The following is a 24,112-nucleotide window of genomic DNA, read 5'->3' on the forward strand; positions in this document are numbered from 1 at the left end:
CTCAGACGGGACCGGGGCATCCGTCTTAGGATCGACACGATGAACAGCGTTCTCCTCGACACCACGACACCGCCCGAAACGCCTGCCATCGTCACGGCCGAGTTCTGGACGGAAGTCGGAGCGTTCTTCGTGGAGGCGGGCCTCAGGCTCCTCGCCGTCGCCGGGATCATCGTCGGCGCGATCATCGTCGCCTGGATCCTGAAGTTCGTGATCCGCAGGGTCGTCGGTCGCATCGTCAACGGCGCGAAGAACAAGGCCAACGTCGACGACACGCAGGCGCTCGAGCGATCGCCGCTCGCTTCCGTGCGTCTCGTGCAGCGCACCCGCACGCTCGGCTCGATCCTGCACAACGTCGTCAACGTGACGATCGTGATCATCGCGCTCCTGCTGATCATCAACGTGCTCGCGCCGTCGGCATTCGCGTCGCTGACGCTGCTGACCGCCGCGATCGGCGCCGGCCTCGGCTTCGGCGCTCAGAACATCGTGAAGGACGTGCTCAACGGCATCTTCATCGTCGCGGAGGATCAGGTCGGGATCGGCGACGTCGTCGACCTCGGGCTCGCGACCGGCATCGTCGAGTACGTGAGCGTGCGGGTCACCCACGTCCGCGACGTCAACGGCACGCTCTGGTACGTCCGCAACGGCGAGATCACGCGCATCGGCAACCTGTCGCAGGGGTGGTCGCGCGTCATCATCGATCTCTCGGTGGCGACCGACTCCGACATCGACGAGGTCGAGCGGGCCATGCTCGAGACGGCCAGGGGGCTGGCGAAGGATCCGAAGTGGCGCACCCGCATCCTCGAGCAGCCCGAGGTCTGGGGTCTCGAGTCGATCTCGGGCGATGCGCTGGTGATCCGCCTGGTGATGAAGACCCGGGCCAACGCGAAGGACGACGTCGCACGCGAGCTGCGGATGCGACTGAAGCACGCCATCGACGAGATGGGCATCACGCTGCCCGCCCTGACCGCCGTCATGCCGAGCGGTCTCGAGGGCGCTCAGCGCGTGCGGGGCGCGAACCCCCCGAAGACCAAGCCGACGCCCGTCACGTCCGCGCCGGGCGGCGCGGTGTGGAAGCCCAAGCGCACCGGCAAGAAGGCGTCGCCGCCCGCTCCCGATCAGGATCCCGGCTCGAAGCCCGGAGGAACGCCATGACCGATTCGCACACACCCGGCTCTCGGGCCGACGGTTCGCAGCAGGCGGCCGGGGGCGAGACCGTCACCCCGACGCCCCTCAGCTTCTACGACGAGATCGGCGGCCACGACACGTTCGTGCGGCTCGTCGACGTGTTCTACCGCGGCGTCGCCGGCGACGAGGTGCTGAAGCCGATGTACCCGGAGGAGGACCTCGGCCCCGCCAAGGTGCGCCTCACGATGTTCCTCGAGCAGTACTGGGGCGGCCCCACCACGTACAGCGAGCAGCGCGGTCACCCGCGCCTGCGCATGCGCCACGCGCCCTTCCACGTCGACCCCGACGCGCGCGACCGCTGGCTGGCGCACATGCGCGCGGCGGTCGATGAGCTCGATCTGCCGCCCCTGCACGAGGCGACGCTGTGGGATTACCTGCAGCGTGCCGCACATGCCATGGTGAACACGTTCGAGCCCTCGGGGATCGGTCCGTCCGCGGGAGCGCGTCCCGCCGTCTCGCTGCCGGTCACCGCGGTGCCGCCGGCGGAATCCGACCATCCTCGCTGAGCATCTCGCTTCGCCACCCGCCCCTCGCCGACGAAGGAGTCGACATGCCCCCCGCCGCCCACCACACCGACATCCTCGTCATCGGATGGGGTCTCGCCGGCCTCGTCGCCACGGCCGAAGCCGCGGCCGCAGGCAAGCGCGTCGTCATCGTCGACCAGGAGCCGCGCTCGAACCTCGGCGGTCAGGCGTGGTGGTCGTTCGGCGGGCTGTTCTTCATCGACTCACCCGAACAGCGCCGGCTGGGGATCCGCGACTCGCTCGAGCTCGCGCGGCAGGACTGGTTCGGCAACGCGGGCTTCGACCGAGAAGAGGATCTGTGGCCGCGCCGCTGGGCGGAGGCCTACCTTCAGTTCGCGCACGAGGAGAAGCGGTCGTGGCTGCGCGAGAAGGGCGTCGGCTTCTTCCCGATCGTCGGCTGGGCCGAGCGCGGCGGCTACACCGCGACCGGCCCGGGCAACTCGGTCCCGCGCTTCCACATCACGTGGGGCACCGGCCCCGGCATCGTCGCGCCCTTCCAGGCGGCGGTGGAGGCCGCGGAGGCAGAAGGTCGCGTGACGATCCTGCCCCGGCACCGCGTGACGTCGTTGACCGTCACCGACGGCGTCGTCACGGGCGCCGCAGGTGACATCCTCGCTCCCTCCGGAGCCGCGCGCGGTGCGGCCAGCTCCCGTGAGGTGGTCGACGCGTTCGAGATCACCGCGGCCGCCACCATCGTGGCCTCCGGGGGCATCGGGGGCAATCACGACCTCGTGCGTCAGTGGTGGCCGGAACGCCTCGGCACTCCCCCGGCGACGATGGTGACCGGCGTGCCGGCGTACGTCGACGGGTCGATGCAGCCGGTGTCGGCGGCGGCCGGTGCCCGACTCATCAACGGCGACCGCATGTGGCACTACGTCGAGGGCATCCAGAACTGGGATCCGGTGTGGCCGGATCACGGCATCCGCATCCTTCCCGGCCCGTCGTCGGTCTGGCTGGACGCCACCGGAACGCGACTGCCGGTGCCGCTGTTCCCCGGTTTCGACACACTCGGCACGCTCGCCCACCTGCGGGCGACGGGCCACGACCACTCGTGGTTCGTGCTGTCGCAGAAGATCATCGAGAAGGAGTTCACGCTCTCGGGAAGCGAGCAGAACCCCGACCTCACCGGCAAGGACGTGCGCCTGCTGGCGAAGTCGCGGCTGGGCAAGGGCGCATCGGGCCCGGTGCAGGCCTTCATGGATCAGGGCGCCGACTTCGTCGTGCGCGACACGCTCGACGAGCTCATCGCCGGCATGCAGGCGCTGCCCGGGGGCGACCTCCTCGACGCCGACCGCGTGCGCGTGGAGGTCGAGGCCCGCGACCGCGAGATCGACAACGACTTCACGAAGGACGCGCAGATCGCCATGCTGCGCTCCGCGCGCGCCTTCCGCGGCGACAGGATCATCCGCACCGCCACCCCGCACAGGATCCTGGACCCGAAGTCCGGTCCCCTCATCGCGGTGAAGCTGCATGTGCTGACGCGCAAGTCGCTGGGTGGCATCGAGACCGACCTGGCGGGGCGCGCCTTGGGCGCCGGCGGCGAGGCGGTGCCGGGGCTGTACGCCGCGGGCGAGGCGAGCGGCTTCGGCGGCGGCGGCGTGCACGGCTACCGAGCTCTGGAGGGCACGTTCGTGGGAGGATGCCTCTTCTCGGGCCGCGTCGCGGGGCGCGCGGCGGCCGCCGCGGTGTGAGGCCCGCGGTCTGACGCCCGCGGCCACCGCGGTCTGAGACCCGCGTGTGTCGGCGGTGTCGCGCCGGCGGGCAGCCGGCCCCAGGGGTCAGTCCGTCGACGCTCCGGTGCGGCGTACCGGGGTCAGCCCGGAGGCCACCGGGCCTCGGACGAGCACGTGACCGCGGTCCAGGCTCACGCGGGTCCACGGACCGCTGCCGAAGACGCGGGCGGTCTCGCCGCCGCTGATGAAGCCGAGGCTCAGCGCGGCGAACGCCGCGCCGAGCGGCAGTCCGCCGAGCTCGTCGTCGGGTGCCCCCCACACCGCGGCGCGCACCGCGCGGACGACGTCTTCGCCCGCGTCGGTCGGCACGGTGTCGGCGACGCGCGCGATGCCGCCCTGGGCCTTGGCGGCGAGCGTCGACGCCTCGATGCCCTCGCGCGGCTGCCAGCCGCTGCGGGGCGGCGCGATGCCCGCCCACGCGGGTGAAAGCGCCGTGTCGGGCAGTGTCAGCGCGCGTGGGTCGTCGGGCGTGACGGACAGAGCGGATGCCTCGACGACGAGGTCGCACACCAGCTCGGGGTCGGCGGCGAGCGTGCGCAGCGCGAGCACGGTGGGCGTCGGGTCGCCGAATCCGCGGGGTGCGAGGGGCGCTGCGGTCATCGCCAGGACACCACCGGACGCCTGCAGGCGAACGCCCTCCACGGTGAACCGGGCGGCCCGCCCGGCGAAGGTGACCGCGTCGGCGGCGGACTCGGGGTCGGCGAGCAGAAGGCGAGGTGGCATCGCCCTCTAAGCTACCAAGCGGACCGACGGGCGACCGCGCCCCGGAGAGGAGAGCCGTGGACGCCGAGCCGTACGCCGAGGTCGAACCCGAGCGGGATCCGGTGGCCTCGATGCTGTCGGTGATCGACCTCAGCGCATCGAACGCGCGCACCACGGAAGACATCTTCACCGGATCGTCTCAGTCGATGCCGCTGGGTCGCGTATACGGCGGTCAGGTGCTCGCGCAGTCCATCGTGGCGGCGTCGCGCACGATCCCCGAGGACCGCGTCGTGCACTCCATGCACGGCTACTTCCTCCGCCCCGGCGATTCGGCGAAGGGCATCACCTTCGCGGTCGACCGCATCCACGACGGGCGATCCTTCTCGACCCGTCGCACGCAGGCTTTCCAAGAGGGTGTGCCGATCTTCTCCATGATCGCGTCGTTCCAGGATGAGGACCCCGGCCTCGAGCACCAGGCCCCGATGCCGGAAGACATTCCCGGTCCCGACGATCTTCCCGACATCGAGGCCCACCTCCACGGCCTCCACCCGATGTCGAAGCGGCTCTTCATCGACCGACCCGTCGATCTGCGGCACATCCCTTCGCCGATCTACGCGAGGGTGGACGGTGAGCGCGCGCCCCGACAGGCGGTCTGGATGCGCGTGCGGCGGCAGATCCCCGACGACCCGGCGCTTCACCGCGCCGCCCTGGCCTACCTCAGCGACCTGACGATCCAGGAGTCGATCCTCCGCGCCCACGGGGTGCCGTGGGCCACGCGCGGGCTGAAGCTGGCGAGCCTTGATCACGCCATGTGGTGGCACCGGTTCGGCCGGGTGGACGAATGGATGCTGTACGTCCAGGAATCGCCGAGCGCCCGCGGCGGCCGAGGACTCGCCACGGGGCGCATCTACGCCGCCGACGGCACGCTCCTGGCCAGCGTGGCGCAGGAGATCATGGTCCGGGTCCCCCAGGAGTGAGCGCTGCGGCACGCGCCGACGGACAGCACCGGCGGCGATCCGTCTCCACCGCGGTGCGCTCTCAGGCGACGCGATCTCAGGCGACGCGATCTCAGCGGCGGTGCGCGTAGCGGAGAGGCTCGCCGAGGTAGGGCTCCCACGCGGCGCGCTCCTCGGCCGACAGCCGCAGCGGACGTCCGGTCTCGGCATCCACCTTCACGACCACCGTCGTGGCCCGCGCGTAGACCGTCTGTCCGGTCGCGGCGCTGGACTCCCGCGGGCTGCACACCTCGTAGCAGACCTCGATGCTCGAGCCGCCGAGCTTGCCGAACCACATCTGGACGTCGAGCGGATGCCGCTGATACGGCACGGGGGCGAGGTACTCGATCTCCTGACGTGCGATGAGCGTGAGCATCCCGCTGAAGATACTCGAGTCGAGCACCGCGGTCGCCGGTGCGTCCTCGCCCGGCTCCGGCAGCCAGAACGCTCGCACGCGCGCCTCTTCGAGGAGCTTCAGCATCGACGTGTTGTTGACGTGGTTGAACGCGTCGAGGTCGCCCCAGCGCAGGTGGATGGGGATGTGGAGGCGGTGGTCGCCCCGTGGGGGAACGACCACCGCGTCACCGGTGTCAGTCACGCGTCAGCTTGCGGTAGGCGGTGCGGTGCGGCCGGGCCGCCTCCGCGCCGAGGCGCTCGATCTTGTTGGCCTCGTACGCCTCGAAGTTGCCCTCGAACCAGTACCAGTTGTCGGGGTCCTCGTCGGTGCCCTCGTAGGCGAGGATGTGCGTCGCGATGCGGTCCAGGAACCACCGGTCGTGCGTGATGACCACCGCGCAGCCCGGGAACTCGAGCAGCGCGTTCTCGAGCGACTGGAGCGTCTCGACGTCGAGGTCGTTGGTGGGCTCGTCGAGGAGCAGCAGGTTGCCGCCCTCCTTGAGCGTCAGCGCCAGGTTGAGACGGTTGCGCTCACCGCCCGACAGCACGCCGGCCTTCTTCTGCTGGTCCGGTCCCTTGAAGCCGAACTTCGACACGTAGGCGCGCGACGGGATCTCGACCTTCCCGACCTGGATGAAGTCGAGTCCGTCGGACACGACCTCCCACAGCGTCTTGTTCGGGTCGATGTTCGACCGCGACTGGTCGACGTAGCTGATCTTGACCGTCTCGCCGATCTTCAGATCTCCGCCGTCGAGCGGCTCGAGACCCACGATGGTCTTGAAGAGCGTCGTCTTGCCGACGCCGTTCGGACCGATGACGCCGACGATCCCGTTCGGGGGAAGGCTGAAGCTCAAGCCGTCGATGAGCGACCGGCCGTCGAAGCCCTTCTGCAGCTTCTTGGCGTCGATCACGATGCTGCCCAGGCGCGGCCCCGGCGGGATCTGGATCTCTTCGAAGTCGAGCTTCCGCGTCCGGTCGGCCTCGGCCGCCATCTCCTCGTACCGCGCGAGGCGCGCCTTCGACTTGGCCTGACGGCCCTTCTGGTTCGAGCGCACCCACTCGAGCTCCTCGGCGAGGCGCTTGGCGAGCTTGGCGTCCTTCTTGCCTTGGATCGCGAGGCGCTCCGCCTTCTTCTCGAGGTAGGTGGAGTAGTTTCCCTCGTACGGGATGAGGCGGCCGCGATCAACCTCCGCGATCCACTCCGCGACGTTGTCGAGGAAGTACCGATCGTGCGTGATCGCGATGACGGCGCCCTTGTACTTCTGGAGGTGCTGCTCGAGCCACAGGACGCTCTCGGCGTCGAGGTGGTTGGTCGGCTCGTCGAGGAGGAGCAGATCGGGCTTCTGGAGCAGGAGCTTCGCGAGGGCGACGCGACGGCGCTCACCACCGGACAGGTTGGCCACGGATGCGTCGCCGGGCGGGGTACGCAGAGCGTCCATCGCCTGATCCAGCTGCGAGTCGATATCCCACGCGTCGGCGGCGTCGATCTCCTCCTGCAGCACGCCCATCTCCGCCAGCAGCGCGTCGAAGTCCGCGTCGGGGTCGGCCATGAGTGCAGAGATCTCGTTGAAGCGGTCGAGCTTCGCCTTGATCGCGACTCCGTCCTGGATGTTCTCCAGGACCGTTTTGGAGTCGTCGAGCTCGGGTTCCTGCATCAGGATGCCCACGCTGAATCCAGGGGTGAGTTTCGCCTCGCCGTTGGACGGCGTGTCGAGCCCGGCCATGATCTTGATGATCGTCGACTTGCCGGCGCCGTTCGGCCCGACCATGCCGATCTTCGCACCGGGGAGGAACGACATGGTGACGTCGTCGAGGATGAGCTTTTCGCCGACCGCCTTGCGGGCGCGGACCATCGAGTAGATGTATTCAGCCATGCGGGTTCTGTTCTCCTTGGACAGCAGACGTCAGCGTCCCAGCCTACCGGCCGACGCGGCCTGGGGCGTGAGGCCCGATAGCCCCGGAGGATCCGTCCGTGCGCCAGGGAGGGCTCGGGCTCGGGGTCACCAGTCGATCAGGCGGGTTGCGCCGACCAGGCACGTGCCCTCGGCCAGGACAGGCACGACGGCGGTGACGGGATCGCCGGTTGCGGGCCCCACCTGTCCGATGAGGCATTCGTCGCCCCACCGGACCGAGAACTGGATGCTCTCGGCGGGATTGCCCACCGTGGTCTCGTCCTCGGTGACCTGCATGGCGCTCTTGTCGAAGCCCGCAGCGGTCAGCGCGTCGATGTAGGCACGGCCCTGGACCCTGCTCTCCGATGCCCACACGGCGGCGGTGACCGACGCGAAGAGCGGCTGATTGTCGGTCGCCGTGCCTTCCGGCACCAGCGTCGGCTCGGGCTCCGCCGTCGGCGCCGCACTGACGTCGGCGGTCGGCTGCGGGCCGTCGCTCTCGGTGACGGTGGGAGCGGGGGTCTCCTCCGGCGAGCCCGGGGTGCAGGCGGTCAGCGCGACTGCCAGCACGACCGCCGCCATTCCCCCGGTGACGCGACGATGCCGAGCCGCGGGGCGGACGCGAAGCGGGAGGTCTCGGGGCACGGGGAGAGTTTAGGGCCGCGAGCCCCGAGCGGGCTGAACGCGTCAGAACGGGATTCCGGCGTCCGCATCGTCGTGGCCTGCGGTCGCTCCCACCAGCGCCGCGCCGCCAGGCTCCGCGGCGGAGGCACGGTCCGCGCTCCCGAGGCCATCCCCCGTGCCCGGCACCGCCCAGGCGTCCGCCGCGCGGTCGCCGCCCTCTGCAGAGGTGCCCGCCGCGGTGCTCCCGCCCGACTGCGCATCTTTGACGAACGTCGTCGTGCCCCAGCGCAGATCGTGGCCGATCGCGTCGGCGTCGATCTCGATGGCCGTGCCGCGCTTGGTGCCGTTGTCCCATTCCCGCAGACGCAGCTTGCCCGTCAGGATCACGCGGTCACCGCGCTGGAGCGAGTGGAACGCGTGATCCGCGAGTTTCCGGAACACCGAGACCGTGTACCAGTTCGTGCCCGCGTCCGACCACTCCCCCGTTCCCCGGTCGAATCGGCGCTGACCGCTCGCCACGCGGAAGGTCGTGATCGAGACACCGCCCGGAGTGCGCTTCAGTTCGGGAGCCGTGGCCACGTTCCCGGTGATCGTGATGGTGTCGCCTGTGTCGCTCATCTCGCAACCTCTCTGTCGTCCCGAGGTCCGTCCCCGGTACCGCCGGCGCCCCGTGCCCGAAAGGCGCCGGCGGTGGGTTCAGCCTTCCGGCACTCCGTGCGCGCGGGGACGCCGGGAGGCGCATCTGTGGACGGACGACGCGCGGATGCGGTTGGGGAGGAATGGCCGGATGAACGGCGGGAAGGGCGATGTCGGAGGTCGTAGCTATGTTCGACAGTGAAGGAGGCATCATGAATCTCATCCTCGAACCATCGAGCGCCGATCCACCGACGCTGCAGCGCTCGACAGCGGTGCGCCTCGTCGCGGCAGCGCCCTCGCTGTGGCGGGTGGTCGATCCCCGCGGACTCGTCATCGGTCACCTGCAGGCGCACACGCAGGCGGGCGGTATCCGCTACCGCGCGCGCAGGTTCCACGCAGCCTCGCGGGCCTTCCGCGAGCTCGGGGAATTCTGGAGCGCGGACGACGCACTGGAGTGCCTGCGCCTTGCGCACTGACGCGCGGGCGACAGGCGCTGAGCGCCGGCCTGGCCGGGCTTCCCCGGGCTCGGCCGGCTCGGACGCGGATCGGCGATCCTCAGACGACCGCGCCGGCCCGCTCCACGAGGGCCGACGGCGCGCCCGTTCGCACCGATGCCCAGGCCTCGGCCAGCACCTGCGCGGCGCGCACCATCTCCTCCGGCGGCGAGGTGAAGGGCACGCGCAGGTGCCGCTCGTGGCCGCCGTCCACCGAGAAGCGAGGACCGGCACTCAGCAGCACGCCCCGCGAACGAGCTTCCATCACCAGCGCCGAGCTCAGCGGTTCGCCCAGTTCGATCCACAGCGACACGCCTCCGTGGGTCTCGGGGATGCCCCAGCCGGGCAGTGCCTCGCGCAGCGCGCCGGTCACCGCGTCGCGTCCTGAGCGCAGCAGCGCCGACCGCTGCTCGACGATCCCGTCGAATCTGTCGAGCAGTCGCGTGGCGACGGCCTGCTCGAATTCGGGTGTCCCGAGGTCGTGGGCGGGTCGTGCCGCGACGAGTCGCCGGATGAGGTCTCCGTCGGCTCTCACCCACCCAAGTCGCAGCCCGCCCCACACCGTCTTGCCGAGCGATCCGAGCCGCACGACCGTTCCCGGCTCCGATGCCTCGAAGCCCGGGGCGAGCCGACCCCGGTCGATGTCGAGGTCCGCCGTCGTCTCATCCAGGACGATGACCGAACCTGCGCGCTCACCGGCGGCGAGCAGGGCGTGTCGCTCTGCCGCGCTCATGCTGCGGCCGGTCGGATTCTGGAAGTCCGGCATGAGGTAGGCCATCACGGGCAGGGTCCGGGCGAACGCCTGCTCCGCGCGATCCACGTCCCAGCCGTCGTCCGTCGTCACCGGGATGCCCACGAGACGCCCACCTGCCCGGCGGAGCGCATCGGCCGCGTGCGGGTAGGTGGGCGTCTCGACCAGCACCCGGTCTCCTCGACCGATCAGCACCGACGACACGAGGTGGATCGCGCTCTGCGCCCCGGTGGTCACCAGCACCTCGTCCGCCCGAGTCGGGATCCCGCGCGCGGCGTAGCGACGCGCGATGGCCTCGCGCAGCTCGATGCGGCCGAGCACGTCGTAGCCAACTCGGGACACCAGTGCCGGAGCGCCGGCGGCCGTCTCGGCCATGATGCCCGACAGCCCCGGCCAGGCCGGTGGACTGGCCTGCTGGAGGTCGATCATGCCCTCGGCGGGGTCCACGCGGCCGGCGTCGCGGCCCCCGAGCGGAAGAGTGACGCTGCCCGAGCCGCGGAGACTGGCGATGTGGCCGGTGTCGCGCAGACTCCGATAGGCCGCGGCCACGGTGCTGCGGCTCACCTGCAGCGCCGCAGCCAGTTCCCGTTCAGCGGGCAGGGCGGTGCGGGGCGCGAGCCGGTTGTCCAGGCAGAGCAGGCGGATGCCGTCGGCCAGTGCTTCGTACGCGGGCTCGCGCGTCCGCCACCCGCCCAGCGACAGCGCGAGCGCGCGCGCCGAAATCCGGGAGTCCATGAGGCCAGGCTAGTCGCATTGGACTGCTCGAATCGAGCCAATTGTGCGATTGGATGGATGACATGCCACGCCGAATCGTCCAGTTGCTCGTCGGACTCTTCCTCTATGGAGCGGGCTGCGCCCTCACCGTCGAGGCGGGCTTGGGCGTGGATCCGTGGACGGTGTTCGCCCAGGGGCTTTCGGTGCGAACGGGCGTCGGCATCGGGTGGATCACCAACATCGTGGGCTTCTTCGTCCTGCTGCTGTGGATCCCGCTCCGCCAGAAGCCGGGGGTGGGTACGGTGGCGAACATCCTCCTCGTCGGCACGAGCATGCAGCTCGTGCTGGGGCTGGTTCCCCCGGTCTCCGGATTCTTCGCGCAACTCGCAACGCTGCTGGGAGGCATCGTGATGGTCGCGGTGGCGTCCGGGCTCTACATCGGCGCCCGCTTCGGGCCGGGCCCCAGGGACGGACTCATGACGGGGTTGAACGCGCGCCTGGGGTGGCCGATCTGGCTCTGCCGCGCCGTCGTCGAGATCTCGGTGCTGCTGGTCGGGTGGGCGCTCGGCGGAACGGTCGGCATCGGCACGGTACTGTTCGCGGTGCTCATCGGCCCGCTCGTCCACGTGGCGCTGCCGCTGCTCGACACGCGCCGCGACGCGACCCGCCGCACCGGCACGCGTCACGCCGACACGTCGACGGTCGCCGAGCCGTCTGCCTGACGCTCGGCTACCGGTCGCCCGTCGTCGCCTGCGAGAGCGTCAGTGCTCCCGGAACATCGGCCAGTCGCTGCCCGGCGCCATCCTCGCGTGGAGCGCGCTCTTCGCGATCTCCATCGTCGGATACGTGCCCGCTGACTGATCGGCGCCCGCCATCGTGACGGTGTAGCCCTCGTCGTCCTTGCGGATGCTTCCGGCGACGCCGGATGGTCCGTAGGCGACCCAGAGGGGGTGGTGCGTCTCCGTGGTGCTCATCGTGAACTCCTTTCGAGGCCTCCGCTCCTGACGCTACGCCGCGAGGCGTCTCAGCGCCAGCGTCCGCGACGGTGTGGCGCGACCGGGTACTGTGGGGAGCACCTTCCCTCCGTAGCTCAGGGGACAGAGCGAGCGGTTTCTACCCGCCAGGTCGGGGGTTCGAATCCTCCCGGAGGGGCACAGCGGGTCGCGGCGTGGGAGCTGCGATCCCGTCCAGGCCGCACGATGTCTGGACCCGTCACGAGGATGGAGCGCATGGTGGGGGCTTCCGAGAACGATCGTCTGGTGTGGATCGACTGCGAGATGACAGGACTCGACCTCGGTGTCGACGAGCTGGTCGAGATCGCCGTCGTCGTGACCGACTTCGAACTGCGGCTGCTCGACCCGGGCTTCCATGTGGTGATCAAGCCCGACGACTCGGCTCTGGCCAACATGAACGAGTTCGTCACCAACATGCACCGCACGTCGGGACTGCTCGAAGAGATCCCGCACGGCATCAGCGTCGCGGATGCCGAGTTCCAGGTGCTGGAGTACATCCAGCGCTTCGTGCCGCTCGAGGGCAAGGCGCCCCTCGCCGGGAACACGATCGGCACCGACCGCATGTTCCTCGCCAAGTACATGCCTCGCGTCGACCGCTGGCTGCACTATCGCAACGTCGACGTCTCGAGCGTCAAGGAGCTCGCCCGGCGCTGGTACCCCCGTGCGTACATCCACGCACCCGCCAAAGAGGGCGGGCATCGCGCCCTGGCAGACATCCTCGAATCGATCCGCGAGCTGGCGTATTACCGGCAGGCCGTGTTCGTTCCCGAGCCCGGCCCGACGAGCGACGGGGCGCGTGCTGCCGCGGCCGCCGCCGTGTCGTCGTTTGCTCCCGAGGTGTGAGAGAATCGTCTGGTTGCCCGCGCAGGCGGGAGACATGGTGGGTATAGCTCAGTTGGTAGAGCACCTGGTTGTGGTCCAGGGGGTCGCGGGTTCAAGTCCCGTTACTCACCCCAATTCCTTCGAATGGGGCGCGGCGAACGCGCCCCATTCGCTTTAGGACGAGGCATCATGATGGAGATGGATGCCGCGACCTTCGAGCAGCTCGTGATCGACGAACTGGATGCCCTGCCCGACGACATGGTCGAGGGCTTGGACAACGTCGTGTTCGTGGTCGAGGACCGACCCGACGACGGCAGCCTCGATCTGCTCGGTCTCTACGACGGCTGGGCCCTGACGGAGCGCGAGCGCTACGGCGTCGGCGAACTGCCCGATCGCATCATCGTGTACCGCGAGCCGCATCTCGCGGCCTGCGACGGAGAGGACGAACTGCGGGACGAGGTGCACACCACGCTGGTGCACGAGATCGCGCACTTCTACGGGATCGACGACGACCGGCTCCACGAGCTGGGGTGGGCGTGATGGCGGCGCTCGCGACGCCCTCCGTCGAGGAGGAGACCGACCTCGGACGTCGTGTCGACCCGGTTCGTCCGTGGCAGACCGTCGTGTGGGACGATCCGGTCAACCTGATGAGCTACGTGACGCACGTCTTCCGCGAGTACTTCGGACTCCCTCGCACCGACGCGGAACGGCTCATGCTGGCCGTGCACCACGAGGGTCACGCCGTCGTGTCGCAGGGGGCGCGCGAGCAGATGGAGCTTCACGCGCAGGCGATGCACGATTACGGATTGTGGGCGACCGTGAGGCAGGCCCCGGAATGACCGGCCGGATCGTCGTCGTCGAGATCACGCGCCTGGAGGCCGCCCACCTCGCCGGCCTCGTCGGACAGTTCGCGGAGCTCCTGCGCGACTCCGCGCCGGAACAGGGTGATCCTGCGATCGCGCGGCTCGTCCCGCCCGCCTACCGGGAGGACGACAGCGCGGCGGAGGAGTTCCGCTCGCTGACGCAGTCCGACCTGCTCGACCGGCGCAGCGCCGACGCCGGGGTCGTGCTCGCGTCGCTGACCGATGCGGCCGACATCCCGGACGACCCCGACGACCCGGCCCTCTTCGAGCAGGTGGAGATCCGCCTCGATGGCGATACCGCCCGCGCGTGGCTGCGCACCCTGGCTGCGGTGCGGCTGGTGCTGGCGACGCGCCTGGGCGTGGCGGAAGAGGATGACCACGACCAGGACGATCCGCGGTTCGGCGTCTACGACTGGATCGGCTACCGGCTCGACGGCCTCGTGGGCGCGCTCGAACGCGAGGACTGAGGCGGCCTCAGGGCACCGGGAAGACCAGCGTGGCGAGGCTCATCGGGTCGTCCCGCGCGACGTGCCGCTGTTCCTGACGGGCCCAGCGATCCCAGTGCGGGCGATAGGTGTCGCCGTCGCGTGCGAGCGCGCGCTGCTTGCGCGAGACTGCCGGCGACTCGAGCCACACCCGCACGTCACCGAGCCGCGCCGTCGCCGGGGTGAGCAGCCCCGCCCCCTCGACGATGAGCGGCAGCGACGGATCGACGGCGTGCGCCTCGGCCGGCTCGCCCACGGTCCAGTCCCAGCGCTGCCAGACGCCGATCATGCCGCGGGCGTGCGGAGTGAGGATCAGCTCCTTTGCGAGCGCGACGCCCTGGTCGAGGCCATCCCAGCCCGGGTAGAGCGAATCCAGCGCAACCAGCTGCACCCGTCCGCGCAGGGGCCAGCGGCTGACGAGCGATCGCGCGAGCGAGCTCTTGCCGGCGCCGCTGCGTCCGTCGATGAGGACGACGGGGTTGGATGCCGCGACCGCCGCGATCGCCTCGATGACATGGTCGACCGCGATCGCGAGGGAGTTGCCGACCGCGTCCTGGCTACTTCTTGAGGGCGCGGATGACACGGCTGAGGGCGCGGCCGGCGAAGAAGACGAACGGGATCGCGACGGTGACCAGCGCGACGATGTTCGGCTCGAATCGCAGGTCGTCGCCGCGGCGGATGTACGCGCCGACCGGAACGGCCCAGCCTCCGCCGCCGCCGGCACCGTTGCCCGCTTCGTCCGACCCGCCTCCGAAGCCGGACCACGTCAGCGCGACGGGGATGATGCGGACGCCGTCGACGTCCTGCTGCTCGCCGTAGGCGCTCGTCACGCCGAAGGACGCCGACTGCTTGCCGAGCTCGAGTGCGATGTTGGGCATGGCTCCACGCTACCGGCCCTGCGGGCAGACGCCCAGTAGCGCGATGCGAGTCCGGACGGACGCGAAGACTCCCCGCCGACGCCGTCGTCCGAGCGCCGGAGTCAGTCCTCGCGAGGCGGTCGAGGATTGGACGGGAGCGTGCGCCCGCCCCGCGGCTTGCCCAAGAGGTTGGCGCGGGTGATGGCCCCCGTGCCGAACCGCGCGGTCGCGCCGTCCAGCGCGCCCTCTATGCTCCGCCACCCGGCGTCCTCGTCCCACAGCGCCGGAGCGGATTCTCCTGCACGACGCAGCTTCTCGGCGCGGACGCCGACCAGTCGCACCGGCTGGTGCCGGTCGATGCCGTCGAAAAGGTCGAGCGCGGCATCCCCGATCCGCTGCGACACCGCGGTCGGATCGGCGAGCGTCTGCGTCCGCGTGATCGTGGTGAAATCCGCGAAGCGGATCTTGATCGAGATCGTGGATGCCTCCCAGTCGTGCCGGCGCAGACGCGCTCCCACCCGGTCCGCGAGCCGGCGCAGCTCGCTGCGCAGCACCGCCGCGTCGGCGATGTCGACGTCGAAGGTCTCCTCGTGCCCGATGCTCTTCTCGATGTGCTCGGTCTCGACCCTCCGCGCGTCCAGCCCGCGCGCGAGATGCCAGACACGCTCACCCATCGCCGCACCGAGCGTGCGATCGAGCACGGCGCGCGGCGTCTGGAGGATGTCGGCGACGGTGCGGATGCCACGCCCGTGCAGCGCTTCGACCGCTTTGGGACCGACGCCCCAGAGGGCACCGACGGGCCGCGCAGCGAGGAACTCCGCCGTGGCGGCCGCGGGCACGATGAGGAGACCGTCGGGCTTGCTGATGGTCGACGCCATCTTCGCGACGTGCTTGGTCGCGGCGACGCCGACGGAGCACGTCAGGCCGGTCTCGGCGAGCACGCGGGCGCGGAGCATCCGCGCGATCCGGCCGGGACTCCCCCACAGCCGGCGGGCTCCCCGCACGTCGAGGAACGCTTCATCGATCGACAGCGGCTCGACCAGCGGCGTGAAGTCGCGGAAGATCGCCATGACCTTGGCCGACTCCTCCAGGAAGCGGCCGAAGTCTGGCGACACCACGATCGCCGTCGGGCACAGCTTGAGCGCCTGCCCGACGGGCATCGCCGAGCGGACGCCGAAACGCCGCGCCTCGTACGAGGCGCTCGAGACGACTCCTCTGCCTTCGGCGGCCCCGACGATGATCGGCTTTCCCCGAAGACCCGGGTCGTCGAGGACGGCGACGGACGCGTAGAACGCGTCCATGTCGACATGGAGGATGCCGGTTCCGGCGTCGTCGGCGTTGTCGGGCGACGTCAGCCGCCCGGTTCCGTCACCGCGTCCCATTGCTCGATCCTCCCAGCGATCGCCGACATCCGAGAGAGGGCGGACCCCCTGGGATCCGCCCTCTCCGAGACCTTGCGCCGAACGGCGCGGCGCGACTCAGGCGTCGGCCGAGCCCGCGCGCTCCAGGATGAGCTCGCGCACGCGCGCCGCGTCGGCCTGGCCCTTCATCGCCTTCATGACCGCCCCGATCACTGCGCCGGCGGCCTGGACCTTTCCGTCGCGGATCTTCTCCAGCACGTCGGGCTGAGCCGCGAGCGCTTCATCGATGGCGGCGATGAGCGCGCCGTCGTCGGAGACCACCGCGAGTCCGCGGGCGTCGACGACCTCCTGCGGGGTGCCTTCGCCTGCGATGACACCCTCGAGCACCTGGCGGGCGAGCTTGTCGGTGAGGGTGCCCGCCTCGACGAGCCCCTGCAGGGCCGCAACGTCGGACGGCGTGGCAAGCTCAGCGGGCTCGCGACCCTGGCTGTTCGCGATCCGCGTGAGCTCGCCGGTCCACCACTTGCGCGCGGCGGCCGGCGAAGCGCCGGCAGCGATCGTCGCCTCGACCTCCGCCAGCAGGCCGCCGTTCGCCACATCCTGGAACTCGAGATCCGTGAAGCCCCAGTCCCCCTTCAGCCGACGGCGACGGGCCGCGGGCGGCTCCGGCAGAGCCGCGCGCAACTGCTCGATCAGCTCGAGCGAGGGTGCGACGGGCAGCAGGTCAGGCTCGGGGAAGTACCGGTAGTCGTCGGCGTCCGACTTCGGGCGTCCGGGCGACGTCGTGCCGGTGTCCTCGTGCCAGTGCCGCGTCTCCTGGATGATCGTGCCGCCGGCGGCGAGGATCGCCGCCTGCCGCTGGATCTCGTAGCGCACGGCGCGCTCGACCGAGCGCATCGAGTTGACGTTCTTCGTCTCGGTGCGCGTGCCGAGCTTCTCCTGGCCGCGGGGGCGAAGCGAGACGTTGGCGTCGCAGCGCAGGTTGCCGCGCTCCATGCGCGCCTCCGAGATGCCGAGCGCGATGACGATGTCGCGGATCGTGGCGACGTACGCCTTCGCGATCTCAGGTGCCCGGTGCTCGGCCCCGAAGATGGGCTTGGTCACGATCTCGACGAGCGGGACGCCCGCCCGGTTGTAGTCGACGAGCGAGTACTCGGCGCCCTGGATGCGACCGGTCGAGCCGCCGACATGGGTGAGCTTGCCGGCATCCTCTTCCATGTGCGCGCGCTCGATCGGCACGGTGACGATCTCGCCGTCGCTGAGCTCGATCTCGACCGATCCCTCGAACGCGATCGGCTCGTCGTACTGCGAGATCTGATAGTTCTTGCCCAGGTCGGGGTAGAAGTAGTTCTTCCGCGCGAACCGACTCGAGGGTGCGATCGAGCAGCCGAGCGCGAGCCCCAGGCTGATCGAGTATCGGACCGCCGTCTCGTTCACGACGGGCAGCGCACCGGGCAGGCCCATGTCGACCGGCGCGACGAGTGTGTTCGGCTCGGCATCGTGGTTGGCCGAGTTCGCCGGGTTGGCGGCAGCCGAGAACATCTTGGTCTCGGTGTTGAGCTCGACGTGCACCTCGAAGCCGAGCACCGGCTCGTAGAGCTCGAGCGCCTTGTCGAAGTCCATCAGCTTGTCCTTTGCCATCAGCGAGCACCTCCGTTCGCGCCGAGCGCCGGCGCCCTGTCGAGGAGCGGCCCGCCCCACGAGTCGACGAGCAGGGTCTCCAGCGCCGCCCCGACGCGGTACAGCCGCGCGTCCTCGTGGGCCGGGGCGAGGAACTGGATGCCGACGGGCAGTCCGTCCTCGGCGGCGAGGCCGGAGGGGATCGAGATCCCCGGCACGCCCGCGAGGTTGGCGGGGATCGTCGTCACGTCGTTGAGGTACATCTGCAGCGGGTCGTCGATCTTCTCGCCGAGCTTGAACGCCGTGGTGGGCGCCGACGGCGTCGCGATGACATCGACCTGCGAGAACGCGTCGGCGAAGTCGCGCTGGATGAGGGTGCGCACCTTCTGGGCCGACCCGTAGTAGGCGTCGTAGTAACCCGCCGACAGCGCGTAGGTGCCGAGGATCACGCGGCGCTTCACCTCGTCGCCGAAGCCGGCATCGCGCGTCGCCGCCATGACGTCCTCGACCGTGCCGCCGGGCACGTCGACGCGCAGGCCGAAGCGCACCGAGTCGAACTTCGCCAGGTTGCTGGACGCCTCGGCCGGGAGGATCAGGTAGTACGCGGCGACGCCGTACTCGAAGTGGGGGGCGCTGATCTCGACGATCTCGGCGCCCTGCGCCTCCATCGCCGCCAGCGCGGCGCGGAACGACGCCGAGACCCCGGACTGGAAGCCGCTGTCGGGAAGCTCCCGGATGACGCCGACCTTGAGCCCCTTGAGGACGTCCCCGGTGGCGCCTTCGCGGGCCGCGGCGGCGAACGACGGCCAGTCGTGTGCGAGCGAGGTCGAGTCGTGCGGATCGTGGCCGCCGATGACGTCGTGCAGCAGGCCCGCGTCGAGGACGGTGCGCGTGACGGGTCCTACCTGGTCGAGGCTCGAGGCGAGCGCGATCGCGCCGTAGCGGCTGACACCGCCGTAGGTCGGCTTGATGCCGACGGTCCCCGTCACGTGTGCGGGCTGGCGGATGGAACCGCCGGTGTCGGAGCCGAGGGCCAGAGGCGCCTCGAATGCGGCGACGGCCGCTGCCGATCCGCCGCCGGAACCGCCGGGAATGCGGCTGAGGTCCCACGGGTTGCGGGTGGGGCCGTACGCGGAGTGCTCGGTGGACGAGCCCATCGCGAACTCGTCCATGTTCGTCTTGCCCAGCGGCACCAGGCCCGCCGCACGCGAACGTGCGACGACCGTCGCGTCGTAGGGCGACATGTAGCCCTCGAGGATCTTCGAGCCGCTCGTCGACGGCATGTCCGTCGTGACGAGCACGTCCTTGATCGCGAGCGGGACGCCGGCGAGCGGGCCGAGCTCTTCGCGGGCCGCACGGCGGCGGTCGATGTCGGCGGCCACGTCGAGCGCCTGGCCGTTGACGTGCAGGAAGGCGTGGACGTCGGCGTCCACCGCGGCGATCCGGTCCAGGTGCGCCCGCGTCGCCTCGACGCTCGACACCTCGCCCGCCGTGAGCTTTTCTGCGAGCGCGGCGGCGCTCAGCTTCGTGAGATCGGTCACGTCTGTCCCTTACTGCTCTTCGCCGAGGATCGCGGTCACGCGGAAGCGGCCGTCGGCCGAGTCGGGCGCGTTCTGCAGCACCTGCGCGGGAGTCAGCTGGTCACCAGCCACGTCCGATCGGAACACATTCTCCAGCGGGATCGGGTGGCTGGTGGCGGGCACCTCGGGAGTGGCGACCTCGGAGACCTTGGCGATGTTGTCGACGATCGCATCGAGCTGACCCGTCAGGCGCCCGACCTCCTCGTCGCTCAGCTGGATCCGGGCGAGCACACCGAGATGGCGCACGAGATCAGGGGTGATTTCAGACACCCCGACAGTTTAGTCGGCGACCGGAGGCCGCCCCGGACAGGTTCGGATCCGCTCCCTCGGCGCTCCCGCGGGGCCTGGTGCCGTCGGCGTAGGCTGTGCGCGTGACGACCTACGACCCGCCTCGCCCCTGGATCGCCAGCTACGCGGAGGGCGTCCCGGACGACCTCTCCCCCGTCACCGGCTCGCTCGTCGACATCGTCGACGCTTCCGCGCGGGACTATCCGGATGCCGCCGCCCTGCAGTTCTTCGGACGCGAGACCTCGTATCGCTCCCTGCACGAGCAGATCGAGCGCGCCGCCGCAGGTCTCCGAGCCCTCGGCGTCAAGGCCGGCGACCCGGTCGCGATCGTTCTGCCGAACTGCCCGCAGCACATCGTCGCGTTCTACGCGATCCTGCGCCTCGGAGCCGTGGTGATCGAGCACAACCCGCTCTACACGCCGCGCGAACTGCGCAAGCAGTTCGAAGACCACGGCGCGAAGCACGCGATCGTCTGGTCGAAGGTCGTGAAGACGGTGCAGGACTTCCCCGCCGACCTGGCGGTCACGAGCCTCGTCTCGGTCGACGTCATCAAGGCGATGCCGTGGCGCATGCGCGTCGCGCTCACACTTCCCGTGGCCAAGGCGCGTGAGGCGCGCGAGGCGCTCACCGAACGCGTCTCGGGCACGGTGCCGTGGGAGCAGGTCGTCACCACGGCCCCCCTGCCCGCGTCGCACCCGCGCCCCGGCACGGACGATCTGGCCCTCATCCAGTACACCAGCGGCACGACCGGCACTCCCAAGGGTGCGTCGCTGACCCACCGGAACCTGCTCTCGAACGCGGCGCAGGCGCGGGCATGGGTGCCCTCGATCGTCAGGGGCGACGGATGCGTCGTCTACGCGGTCCTCCCGATGTTCCACGCCTACGGGCTGACGCTGTGCCTCACGTTCGCCATGTCGATGGGCGCGCGCCTGGTGCTGTTCCCGCGCTTCGACCCCGACATGGTGCTGGACGTCACGAAGAAGCATCCGGCCACCTTCCTCCCCCTCGTGCCGCCGATCGCCGACCGCCTCCTGAAGGCCGCACGCGAGAAGGGCGTTTCGCTGGCGGGCACCGAGGTCGCCATCTCGGGCGCGATGGCGCTGCCGCACGAGCTGGTGGTGCCGTTCGAGGCGGCGTCGGGCGGGTTCCTCGTCGAGGGATACGGCCTGAGCGAGTGCTCGCCCGTGCTGATGGCCAACCCCGTCGCCGACAACCGCGTACCCGGGACCGTCGGCCTGCCGCTGCCCGGGACGGAGTGCCGGGTCGTCGACCCCGACGACCCGACGCAGGACGTGCCGGCCGGCGAACGCGGCGAGCTCGTGGTGCGCGGGCCGCAGGTGTTCAGCGGGTACTACGGCAAGCCCGAGGAGACCGAGGCGGTCTTCGCCGACGGCTGGTTCCGCACCGGCGACATCGTCACGATCGACGACGCCGGTTTCGTGCGCATCGTCGACCGCATCAAAGAGCTGATCATCACGGGCGGGTTCAACGTGGCCCCCACCGAGGTGGAGAACGCGCTGCGACAGCACCCTCTGATCGAGGATGCCGCCGTGGTCGGGCTGCCGAGCGAGCACTCGGGCGAGGAGGTCGTCGCGGCGATCGTCGTCGCGTCGGGCCACGAGGTCGACGTGGAGGCCATCCGGGAGTTCGCGCGCGGCATCCTCACCCCCTACAAGGTGCCTCGACGGGTCTACGTCGTCGACGAGCTGCCGAAGTCCCTCATCGGAAAGGTGCTGCGGCGCCAGGTGCGCGACCGGCTGCTCGCCCTGAACACCGGCGCCTGAACACCGGCGCCTGAGCGCTCAGTCCGCGAGCCCGTCGCGCGCGACCGCGACCGCGTACGGGTGCAGCGTCGCCGCGAAGACCCCACCGGCGACACCCGGATCAGCGTCCATCACTGAGCGGGCGGCGTGCTCGTCTTCGGCCTCGAAGATCGTGATGCCGAACGTGCCCTCCGGCTCCTGCGTGCGCCCGGCGAGGATCATGATGCCGCGATCGCGGAGGCTGACGAGGTAGGCGAAATGCTCGCCCACGATGCGCTCCTCCTCCGGCGTCGCGTCGACCACCATCTCGGGCCTCGTCGGGACGATGCGATAGAGCCACTGCGCCATGGCGCCATCATCGCAGGCGACGACACGCCGCGCACCGGCAACGCAGGGTCGGCGCCCTGCGATGCCGGGTCACCCCGCGTCGGGCGCGAGGGCGTCGAGGGCCGTCGGTCCCTGCGTGACGAGGAGATGGAACTGCGCGGCGTCGAGGATGCGGATGCCGAGCTCCTCCGCCTTCGCCAGCTTCGAGCCGGCGCCCGGACCGGCGGCGACGAAGTCGGTCTTCTTCGAGACGCTGGACGCCGCCTTGCCGCCGGCCTGGATGATCGCTTCCTGTGCGCCCTCCCGGCTGTAGCCCTCGAGCGACCCGGTCGCCACGACGGTGAGCCCGTCGAGGACTCCTCCGGCCGTCGTCGCAGCGCCCGGCCCCGGATGACCGGGAGTCGCGAGCTGTGCGCCCGCGGCGACCCACCGGTCGACGATCTCGCGATGCCAGTCGACCTCGAACCAGTCCCGGAGCGAGTCCGCGATGATGCCGCCGACGCCCTCGACGCCCGCCAGTTCGTCGCGCGAGGCGGTTCGGATCGCCTCGACTGATCCGAACCACTGGGCGAGGGCGCGCGCCGCGACGGGGCCGACGTGACGGATGTTCAGGGCGACGAGGAACCGCCAGAGCTCCTTCGTCTTCGCCCGCTCGAGCTGATCGATGAGCGTGAGCGCCTGAGCCGACGGCTGCGGTCCCGTGAGTCCGGACTTCTTCTCCGCCTGGCTGGCATTGCGACGGAAGGGCGAACGGCGCACGGGCTGGCCGGTCTTGTCGTCGATCCGCGGCTCACCGGTCTCGGCGTCGCGCACGACGACCTCGATGGGCACGAGCTGCTCGATCGTGAGGTCGAAGAGGCCGGCTTCGGTCTCGAGCGGCGGCGTCTCGGGAACGGACGGCTGCGTCAGCGCTGCCGCGGTCACCTCGCCCAGCGCCTCGATGTCGAGCGCGCCGCGCGAGCCGATGTGCTCCACCCGGCCTCGCACCTGCGCCGGGCAGGCGCGGGTGTTGGGGCAGCGCAGATCGATGTCGCCCTCTTTGGCCGGAGCGAGCGGGAAGCCGCACTCCGGGCAGTCGGCCGGCATGACGAACTCGCGCTCGGTGCCGTCACGGAGCTCGACGACCGGGCCCAGGATCTCGGGGATGACGTCGCCGGCCTTGCGCAGCACCACGGTGTCGCCGATGAGCACGCCCTTCGCGCGCACCACGTCCTGGTTGTGGAGCGTCGCCTGCCGCACGACCGACCCCGCGACCCGCGCGGGCGCCATCACGGCGAACGGCGTCGCGCGCCCGGTGCGACCGACCGAGACCACGATGTCGAGGAGCTTGGTGTTCACCTGCTCGGGCGGGTACTTGTAGGCGATGGCCCACCGAGGTGCGCGACTGGTGGCCCCGAGCTCGTCGTGCAGGGCGAGCTCGTCGACCTTCACGACGACGCCGTCGATCTCGTGCTCGACGTCGTGGCGGTGCTCGCCGTAGTGGGCGACGAAGTCCAGCACCCCGTCGATGTCGTCCGCAGTGCGGAAGTAGGGGCTCGTGGGCAGGCCCCACTCGGCGAGCAGGGCGTAGGTCTCGCTCTGCGAGTCGACCGGCGGCCGGCTCCACGCGCCGATGCCGTGGACGAACAGGCGGAGCGAGTCCAGCCTCGCCTGTCCCGCCTCGCGCTCCAGGCCGTCCTTCTTGTCGAGCTGCTGGCGAAGGCCGCCCGAGGCCGCGTTGCGCGGATTCGCGAACGACGGGAACCGGCGCTCGGCACTGACTCGTGCCTTCGTCTCGTCGAACGCACGGCTGCGGGCCCGCGTCTCTTCGACGGCGCGATCGCGCATGTCGGCCTGCAGCGCGTTGAGCTGCTCGAACGCCGCGACGGGGATGAACACCTCGCCGCGGACCTCGACGAGATCCGGATGGCCGCTGCCGGCGAGCCGCTGCGGGATGCCGGCCACGCGGACGGCGTTGACCGTGACGTCTTCTCCGGTGCGACCGTCGCCCCGGGTCGCGGCCGAGGTGAGGACGCCGCGCTCGTACCGGAGGCTGATCGCCAGGCCGTCGATCTTCAACTCGGTGAGCCATCGCACCTTGCGCCCTGCCGCGCCTTCGGTCTTGACGCACCAGTCCCGCAGCTCGTCGAGGCTGAAGACGTTGTCGAGGCTCAGCATCCGCTCGGCGTGCTCGACCGGCGCGAACATCGAGCTCTCGGCCGCGCCGACCGTCTGCGTGGGCGAGTCCTGGCTCTGCAGCTCGGGGTGCAGGCGCTCCAGCTCTTCGAGCCGATGGATCCACCCGTCGTACGTCGCGTCGTCGACGAGTTCGGCGTTCCGCCCGTAATAGGCGTCGCGCGCGTCGATGATGCGTTCCGTCAGCTCCTGCGCCTCGGCCCGCGACGCATCCAGGCCGGCGTCGGGCGGGAGCGCGGTCTGCTCGTCGAGCGCCGAGGCGGGCGTACCGAGATCGTCATCCGTCACCCGCTCAGTCTAGGAGCGGGCTCG

Annotated in this window: 26 protein-coding genes and 2 tRNA genes; 13 read left to right on the forward strand and 15 right to left on the reverse strand. The window is 70.6% G+C overall.

All coding sequences use genetic code 11. From position 1 onward, the window contains the following. The first annotated feature begins 39 nt into the window (after positions 1 to 39). From IM770_RS02930 to IM770_RS02940, 3 genes are read left to right on the forward strand one after another with little or no spacing between them, the layout of a single operon-like run. On the forward strand, positions 40 to 1,152 hold the full coding sequence (locus IM770_RS02930) for a mechanosensitive ion channel family protein (RefSeq protein ID WP_203579604.1): 1,113 nt from the start codon (positions 40 to 42) through the stop codon (positions 1,150 to 1,152). Then, positions 1,149 to 1,691 carry a globin gene (locus tag IM770_RS02935; protein ID WP_203579605.1) on the forward strand — a complete coding sequence of 181 codons (543 nt, stop codon included), beginning with the start codon at positions 1,149 to 1,151 and terminating at the stop codon, positions 1,689 to 1,691. Before IM770_RS02930 ends, IM770_RS02935 begins: the two co-directional genes overlap by 4 nt. Before the next feature lie 44 nt (positions 1,692 to 1,735). After that, positions 1,736 to 3,400 (forward strand): FAD-binding dehydrogenase, encoded by a 1,665-nt coding sequence (locus IM770_RS02940; RefSeq protein ID WP_203579606.1) that lies wholly within the window; start codon positions 1,736 to 1,738, stop codon positions 3,398 to 3,400. 87 nt (positions 3,401 to 3,487) lie between these two features. On the opposite strand, the gene IM770_RS02945 is transcribed toward IM770_RS02940, so the two are convergent. After that, entirely contained in the window at positions 3,488 to 4,165 is a 678-nt protein-coding gene (locus IM770_RS02945; RefSeq protein WP_203579607.1) for a DUF8185 domain-containing protein, read from the reverse strand. 110 nt (positions 4,166 to 4,275) lie between these two features. On the opposite strand from IM770_RS02945, the gene IM770_RS02950 reads away from it, so the two are divergent. After that, complete coding sequence (locus IM770_RS02950) at positions 4,276 to 5,121, forward strand: acyl-CoA thioesterase (RefSeq protein ID WP_203579878.1); 846 nt, start codon at positions 4,276 to 4,278, stop codon at positions 5,119 to 5,121. Between the two features lie 91 nt (positions 5,122 to 5,212). Here the strand turns inward: IM770_RS02950 and IM770_RS02955 are convergent, their stop codons facing one another. The 4 genes from IM770_RS02955 to ssb all read right to left on the reverse strand — a co-directional run bounded on the left by IM770_RS02955 (position 5,213) and on the right by ssb (position 8,669). Then, positions 5,213 to 5,737, reverse strand: a complete 525-nt coding sequence (locus tag IM770_RS02955) for an acyl-CoA thioesterase (protein ID WP_307785356.1) — start codon at positions 5,735 to 5,737, stop codon at positions 5,213 to 5,215. After that, positions 5,730 to 7,409 (reverse strand): energy-dependent translational throttle protein EttA, encoded by a 1,680-nt coding sequence (gene ettA, locus IM770_RS02960; RefSeq protein ID WP_203579608.1) that lies wholly within the window; start codon positions 7,407 to 7,409, stop codon positions 5,730 to 5,732. The genes IM770_RS02955 and ettA overlap by 8 nt, the downstream gene beginning before the upstream one ends. A 126-nt stretch (positions 7,410 to 7,535) precedes the next feature. Then, entirely contained in the window at positions 7,536 to 8,072 is a 537-nt protein-coding gene (locus IM770_RS02965; RefSeq protein WP_307785357.1) for a DUF6993 domain-containing protein, read from the reverse strand. Between the two features lie 42 nt (positions 8,073 to 8,114). Further along, a complete protein-coding gene (gene ssb, locus IM770_RS02970; RefSeq protein ID WP_203579609.1) occupies positions 8,115 to 8,669 on the reverse strand; it encodes a single-stranded DNA-binding protein in 555 nt (184 codons plus the stop codon). A gap of 230 nt (positions 8,670 to 8,899) precedes the next feature. Between ssb and IM770_RS02975 the strand changes: the two genes are divergently transcribed. Continuing rightward, the gene (locus tag IM770_RS02975) at positions 8,900 to 9,163 is read left to right on the forward strand and encodes a hypothetical protein (protein WP_203579610.1); all 264 of its coding nucleotides are present in this window, start codon (positions 8,900 to 8,902) and stop codon (positions 9,161 to 9,163) included. Positions 9,164 to 9,242: 79 nt separating this feature from the next. On the opposite strand, the gene yczR is transcribed toward IM770_RS02975, so the two are convergent. Continuing rightward, complete coding sequence (yczR, locus tag IM770_RS02980) at positions 9,243 to 10,667, reverse strand: MocR-like transcription factor YczR (protein WP_203579611.1); 1,425 nt, start codon at positions 10,665 to 10,667, stop codon at positions 9,243 to 9,245. 62 nt (positions 10,668 to 10,729) lie between these two features. Between yczR and yczE the strand changes: the two genes are divergently transcribed. Next, positions 10,730 to 11,368 (forward strand): membrane protein YczE, encoded by a 639-nt coding sequence (yczE, locus tag IM770_RS02985; RefSeq protein ID WP_203579612.1) that lies wholly within the window; start codon positions 10,730 to 10,732, stop codon positions 11,366 to 11,368. A 39-nt stretch (positions 11,369 to 11,407) separates the two neighbouring features. Here the strand turns inward: yczE and IM770_RS02990 are convergent, their stop codons facing one another. Beyond that, the gene (locus IM770_RS02990; protein ID WP_109211152.1) at positions 11,408 to 11,620 is read right to left on the reverse strand and encodes a methyltransferase; all 213 of its coding nucleotides are present in this window, start codon (positions 11,618 to 11,620) and stop codon (positions 11,408 to 11,410) included. A gap of 105 nt (positions 11,621 to 11,725) precedes the next feature. Here IM770_RS02990 and IM770_RS02995 point away from each other — a divergent pair. The 6 genes from IM770_RS02995 to IM770_RS03020 all read left to right on the forward strand — a co-directional run bounded on the left by IM770_RS02995 (position 11,726) and on the right by IM770_RS03020 (position 13,811). Then, positions 11,726 to 11,798: transfer RNA gene (locus IM770_RS02995), tRNA-Arg, on the forward strand. Positions 11,799 to 11,875: 77 nt separating this feature from the next. Further along, positions 11,876 to 12,502, forward strand: coding sequence for an oligoribonuclease (gene orn, locus IM770_RS03000; RefSeq protein ID WP_203579613.1), 627 nt, complete (start codon positions 11,876 to 11,878; stop codon positions 12,500 to 12,502). Between the two features lie 37 nt (positions 12,503 to 12,539). Further along, a tRNA-His gene (locus IM770_RS03005) sits at positions 12,540 to 12,615 on the forward strand. Between the two features lie 55 nt (positions 12,616 to 12,670). Further along, on the forward strand, positions 12,671 to 13,021 hold the full coding sequence (locus IM770_RS03010; protein ID WP_203579614.1) for a metallopeptidase family protein: 351 nt from the start codon (positions 12,671 to 12,673) through the stop codon (positions 13,019 to 13,021). Then, positions 13,012 to 13,320 (forward strand): ATP-dependent Clp protease adapter ClpS, encoded by a 309-nt coding sequence (gene clpS, locus IM770_RS03015; protein ID WP_307785358.1) that lies wholly within the window; start codon positions 13,012 to 13,014, stop codon positions 13,318 to 13,320. Before IM770_RS03010 ends, clpS begins: the two co-directional genes overlap by 10 nt. Next, complete coding sequence (locus tag IM770_RS03020; protein ID WP_203579616.1) at positions 13,317 to 13,811, forward strand: DUF2017 family protein; 495 nt, start codon at positions 13,317 to 13,319, stop codon at positions 13,809 to 13,811. Before clpS ends, IM770_RS03020 begins: the two co-directional genes overlap by 4 nt. Positions 13,812 to 13,818: 7 nt before the next feature. Here the strand turns inward: IM770_RS03020 and IM770_RS03025 are convergent, their stop codons facing one another. The 6 genes from IM770_RS03025 to gatC all read right to left on the reverse strand — a co-directional run bounded on the left by IM770_RS03025 (position 13,819) and on the right by gatC (position 19,517). Further along, the gene (locus IM770_RS03025) at positions 13,819 to 14,412 is read right to left on the reverse strand and encodes a nucleoside/nucleotide kinase family protein (RefSeq protein WP_203579617.1); all 594 of its coding nucleotides are present in this window, start codon (positions 14,410 to 14,412) and stop codon (positions 13,819 to 13,821) included. Continuing rightward, positions 14,387 to 14,707 carry a hypothetical protein gene (locus IM770_RS03030; RefSeq protein ID WP_203579618.1) on the reverse strand — a complete coding sequence of 107 codons (321 nt, stop codon included), beginning with the start codon at positions 14,705 to 14,707 and terminating at the stop codon, positions 14,387 to 14,389. Before IM770_RS03030 ends, IM770_RS03025 begins: the two co-directional genes overlap by 26 nt. A gap of 101 nt (positions 14,708 to 14,808) precedes the next feature. Further along, complete coding sequence (gene dinB, locus IM770_RS03035; RefSeq protein ID WP_203579619.1) at positions 14,809 to 16,068, reverse strand: DNA polymerase IV; 1,260 nt, start codon at positions 16,066 to 16,068, stop codon at positions 14,809 to 14,811. Between the two features lie 96 nt (positions 16,069 to 16,164). After that, entirely contained in the window at positions 16,165 to 17,688 is a 1,524-nt protein-coding gene (gene gatB / locus IM770_RS03040) for an Asp-tRNA(Asn)/Glu-tRNA(Gln) amidotransferase subunit GatB (protein WP_203579620.1), read from the reverse strand. Further along, positions 17,688 to 19,208 carry an Asp-tRNA(Asn)/Glu-tRNA(Gln) amidotransferase subunit GatA gene (gene gatA / locus IM770_RS03045; RefSeq protein WP_203579621.1) on the reverse strand — a complete coding sequence of 507 codons (1,521 nt, stop codon included), beginning with the start codon at positions 19,206 to 19,208 and terminating at the stop codon, positions 17,688 to 17,690. Before gatA ends, gatB begins: the two co-directional genes overlap by 1 nt. A gap of 9 nt (positions 19,209 to 19,217) precedes the next feature. Next, positions 19,218 to 19,517 carry an Asp-tRNA(Asn)/Glu-tRNA(Gln) amidotransferase subunit GatC gene (gene gatC, locus IM770_RS03050; protein WP_203579622.1) on the reverse strand — a complete coding sequence of 100 codons (300 nt, stop codon included), beginning with the start codon at positions 19,515 to 19,517 and terminating at the stop codon, positions 19,218 to 19,220. Between the two features lie 101 nt (positions 19,518 to 19,618). Here gatC and IM770_RS03055 point away from each other — a divergent pair, with 101 nt between their 5' ends. Beyond that, on the forward strand, positions 19,619 to 21,319 hold the full coding sequence (locus tag IM770_RS03055) for a long-chain-fatty-acid--CoA ligase (RefSeq protein ID WP_203579623.1): 1,701 nt from the start codon (positions 19,619 to 19,621) through the stop codon (positions 21,317 to 21,319). A gap of 18 nt (positions 21,320 to 21,337) precedes the next feature. On the opposite strand, the gene IM770_RS03060 is transcribed toward IM770_RS03055, so the two are convergent. Then, positions 21,338 to 21,646, reverse strand: a complete 309-nt coding sequence (locus tag IM770_RS03060) for a YciI family protein (RefSeq protein WP_203579624.1) — start codon at positions 21,644 to 21,646, stop codon at positions 21,338 to 21,340. Between the two features lie 69 nt (positions 21,647 to 21,715). Continuing rightward, positions 21,716 to 24,088 carry an NAD-dependent DNA ligase LigA gene (gene ligA / locus IM770_RS03065; RefSeq protein ID WP_203579625.1) on the reverse strand — a complete coding sequence of 791 codons (2,373 nt, stop codon included), beginning with the start codon at positions 24,086 to 24,088 and terminating at the stop codon, positions 21,716 to 21,718. Positions 24,089 to 24,112: the final 24 nt, after the last annotated feature.

The organism is Microbacterium hibisci, from assembly GCF_015278255.1.
In the GTDB taxonomy this organism is placed as follows: Bacteria; Actinomycetota; Actinomycetes; order Actinomycetales; family Microbacteriaceae; genus Microbacterium; species Microbacterium hibisci.

Coding starts and splice junctions, on each gene's coding strand:
- gatB (WP_203579620.1), bottom strand. CDS start 17,688: ATGGCAAAGGACAAGCTGATGGACTTCGACAAGGCGCTCGAGCTCTAC.
- IM770_RS03030 (WP_203579618.1), bottom strand. CDS start 14,707: ATGCCCAACATCGCACTCGAGCTCGGCAAGCAGTCGGCGTCCTTCGGC.
- IM770_RS03020 (WP_203579616.1), top strand. CDS start 13,317: ATGACCGGCCGGATCGTCGTCGTCGAGATCACGCGCCTGGAGGCCGCC.
- IM770_RS02945 (WP_203579607.1), bottom strand. CDS start 4,165: ATGCCACCTCGCCTTCTGCTCGCCGACCCCGAGTCCGCCGCCGACGCG.
- IM770_RS02940 (WP_203579606.1), top strand. CDS start 1,736: ATGCCCCCCGCCGCCCACCACACCGACATCCTCGTCATCGGATGGGGT.
- IM770_RS02930 (WP_203579604.1), top strand. CDS start 40: ATGAACAGCGTTCTCCTCGACACCACGACACCGCCCGAAACGCCTGCC.
- orn (WP_203579613.1), top strand. CDS start 11,876: ATGGTGGGGGCTTCCGAGAACGATCGTCTGGTGTGGATCGACTGCGAG.
- IM770_RS03060 (WP_203579624.1), bottom strand. CDS start 21,646: ATGGCGCAGTGGCTCTATCGCATCGTCCCGACGAGGCCCGAGATGGTG.
- dinB (WP_203579619.1), bottom strand. CDS start 16,068: ATGGGACGCGGTGACGGAACCGGGCGGCTGACGTCGCCCGACAACGCC.
- IM770_RS02990 (WP_109211152.1), bottom strand. CDS start 11,620: ATGAGCACCACGGAGACGCACCACCCCCTCTGGGTCGCCTACGGACCA.
- ssb (WP_203579609.1), bottom strand. CDS start 8,669: ATGAGCGACACAGGCGACACCATCACGATCACCGGGAACGTGGCCACG.
- yczE (WP_203579612.1), top strand. CDS start 10,730: ATGCCACGCCGAATCGTCCAGTTGCTCGTCGGACTCTTCCTCTATGGA.
- IM770_RS02975 (WP_203579610.1), top strand. CDS start 8,900: ATGAATCTCATCCTCGAACCATCGAGCGCCGATCCACCGACGCTGCAG.
- yczR (WP_203579611.1), bottom strand. CDS start 10,667: ATGGACTCCCGGATTTCGGCGCGCGCGCTCGCGCTGTCGCTGGGCGGG.
- IM770_RS03010 (WP_203579614.1), top strand. CDS start 12,671: ATGATGGAGATGGATGCCGCGACCTTCGAGCAGCTCGTGATCGACGAA.
- ettA (WP_203579608.1), bottom strand. CDS start 7,409: ATGGCTGAATACATCTACTCGATGGTCCGCGCCCGCAAGGCGGTCGGC.
- IM770_RS02935 (WP_203579605.1), top strand. CDS start 1,149: ATGACCGATTCGCACACACCCGGCTCTCGGGCCGACGGTTCGCAGCAG.
- IM770_RS02950 (WP_203579878.1), top strand. CDS start 4,276: ATGCTGTCGGTGATCGACCTCAGCGCATCGAACGCGCGCACCACGGAA.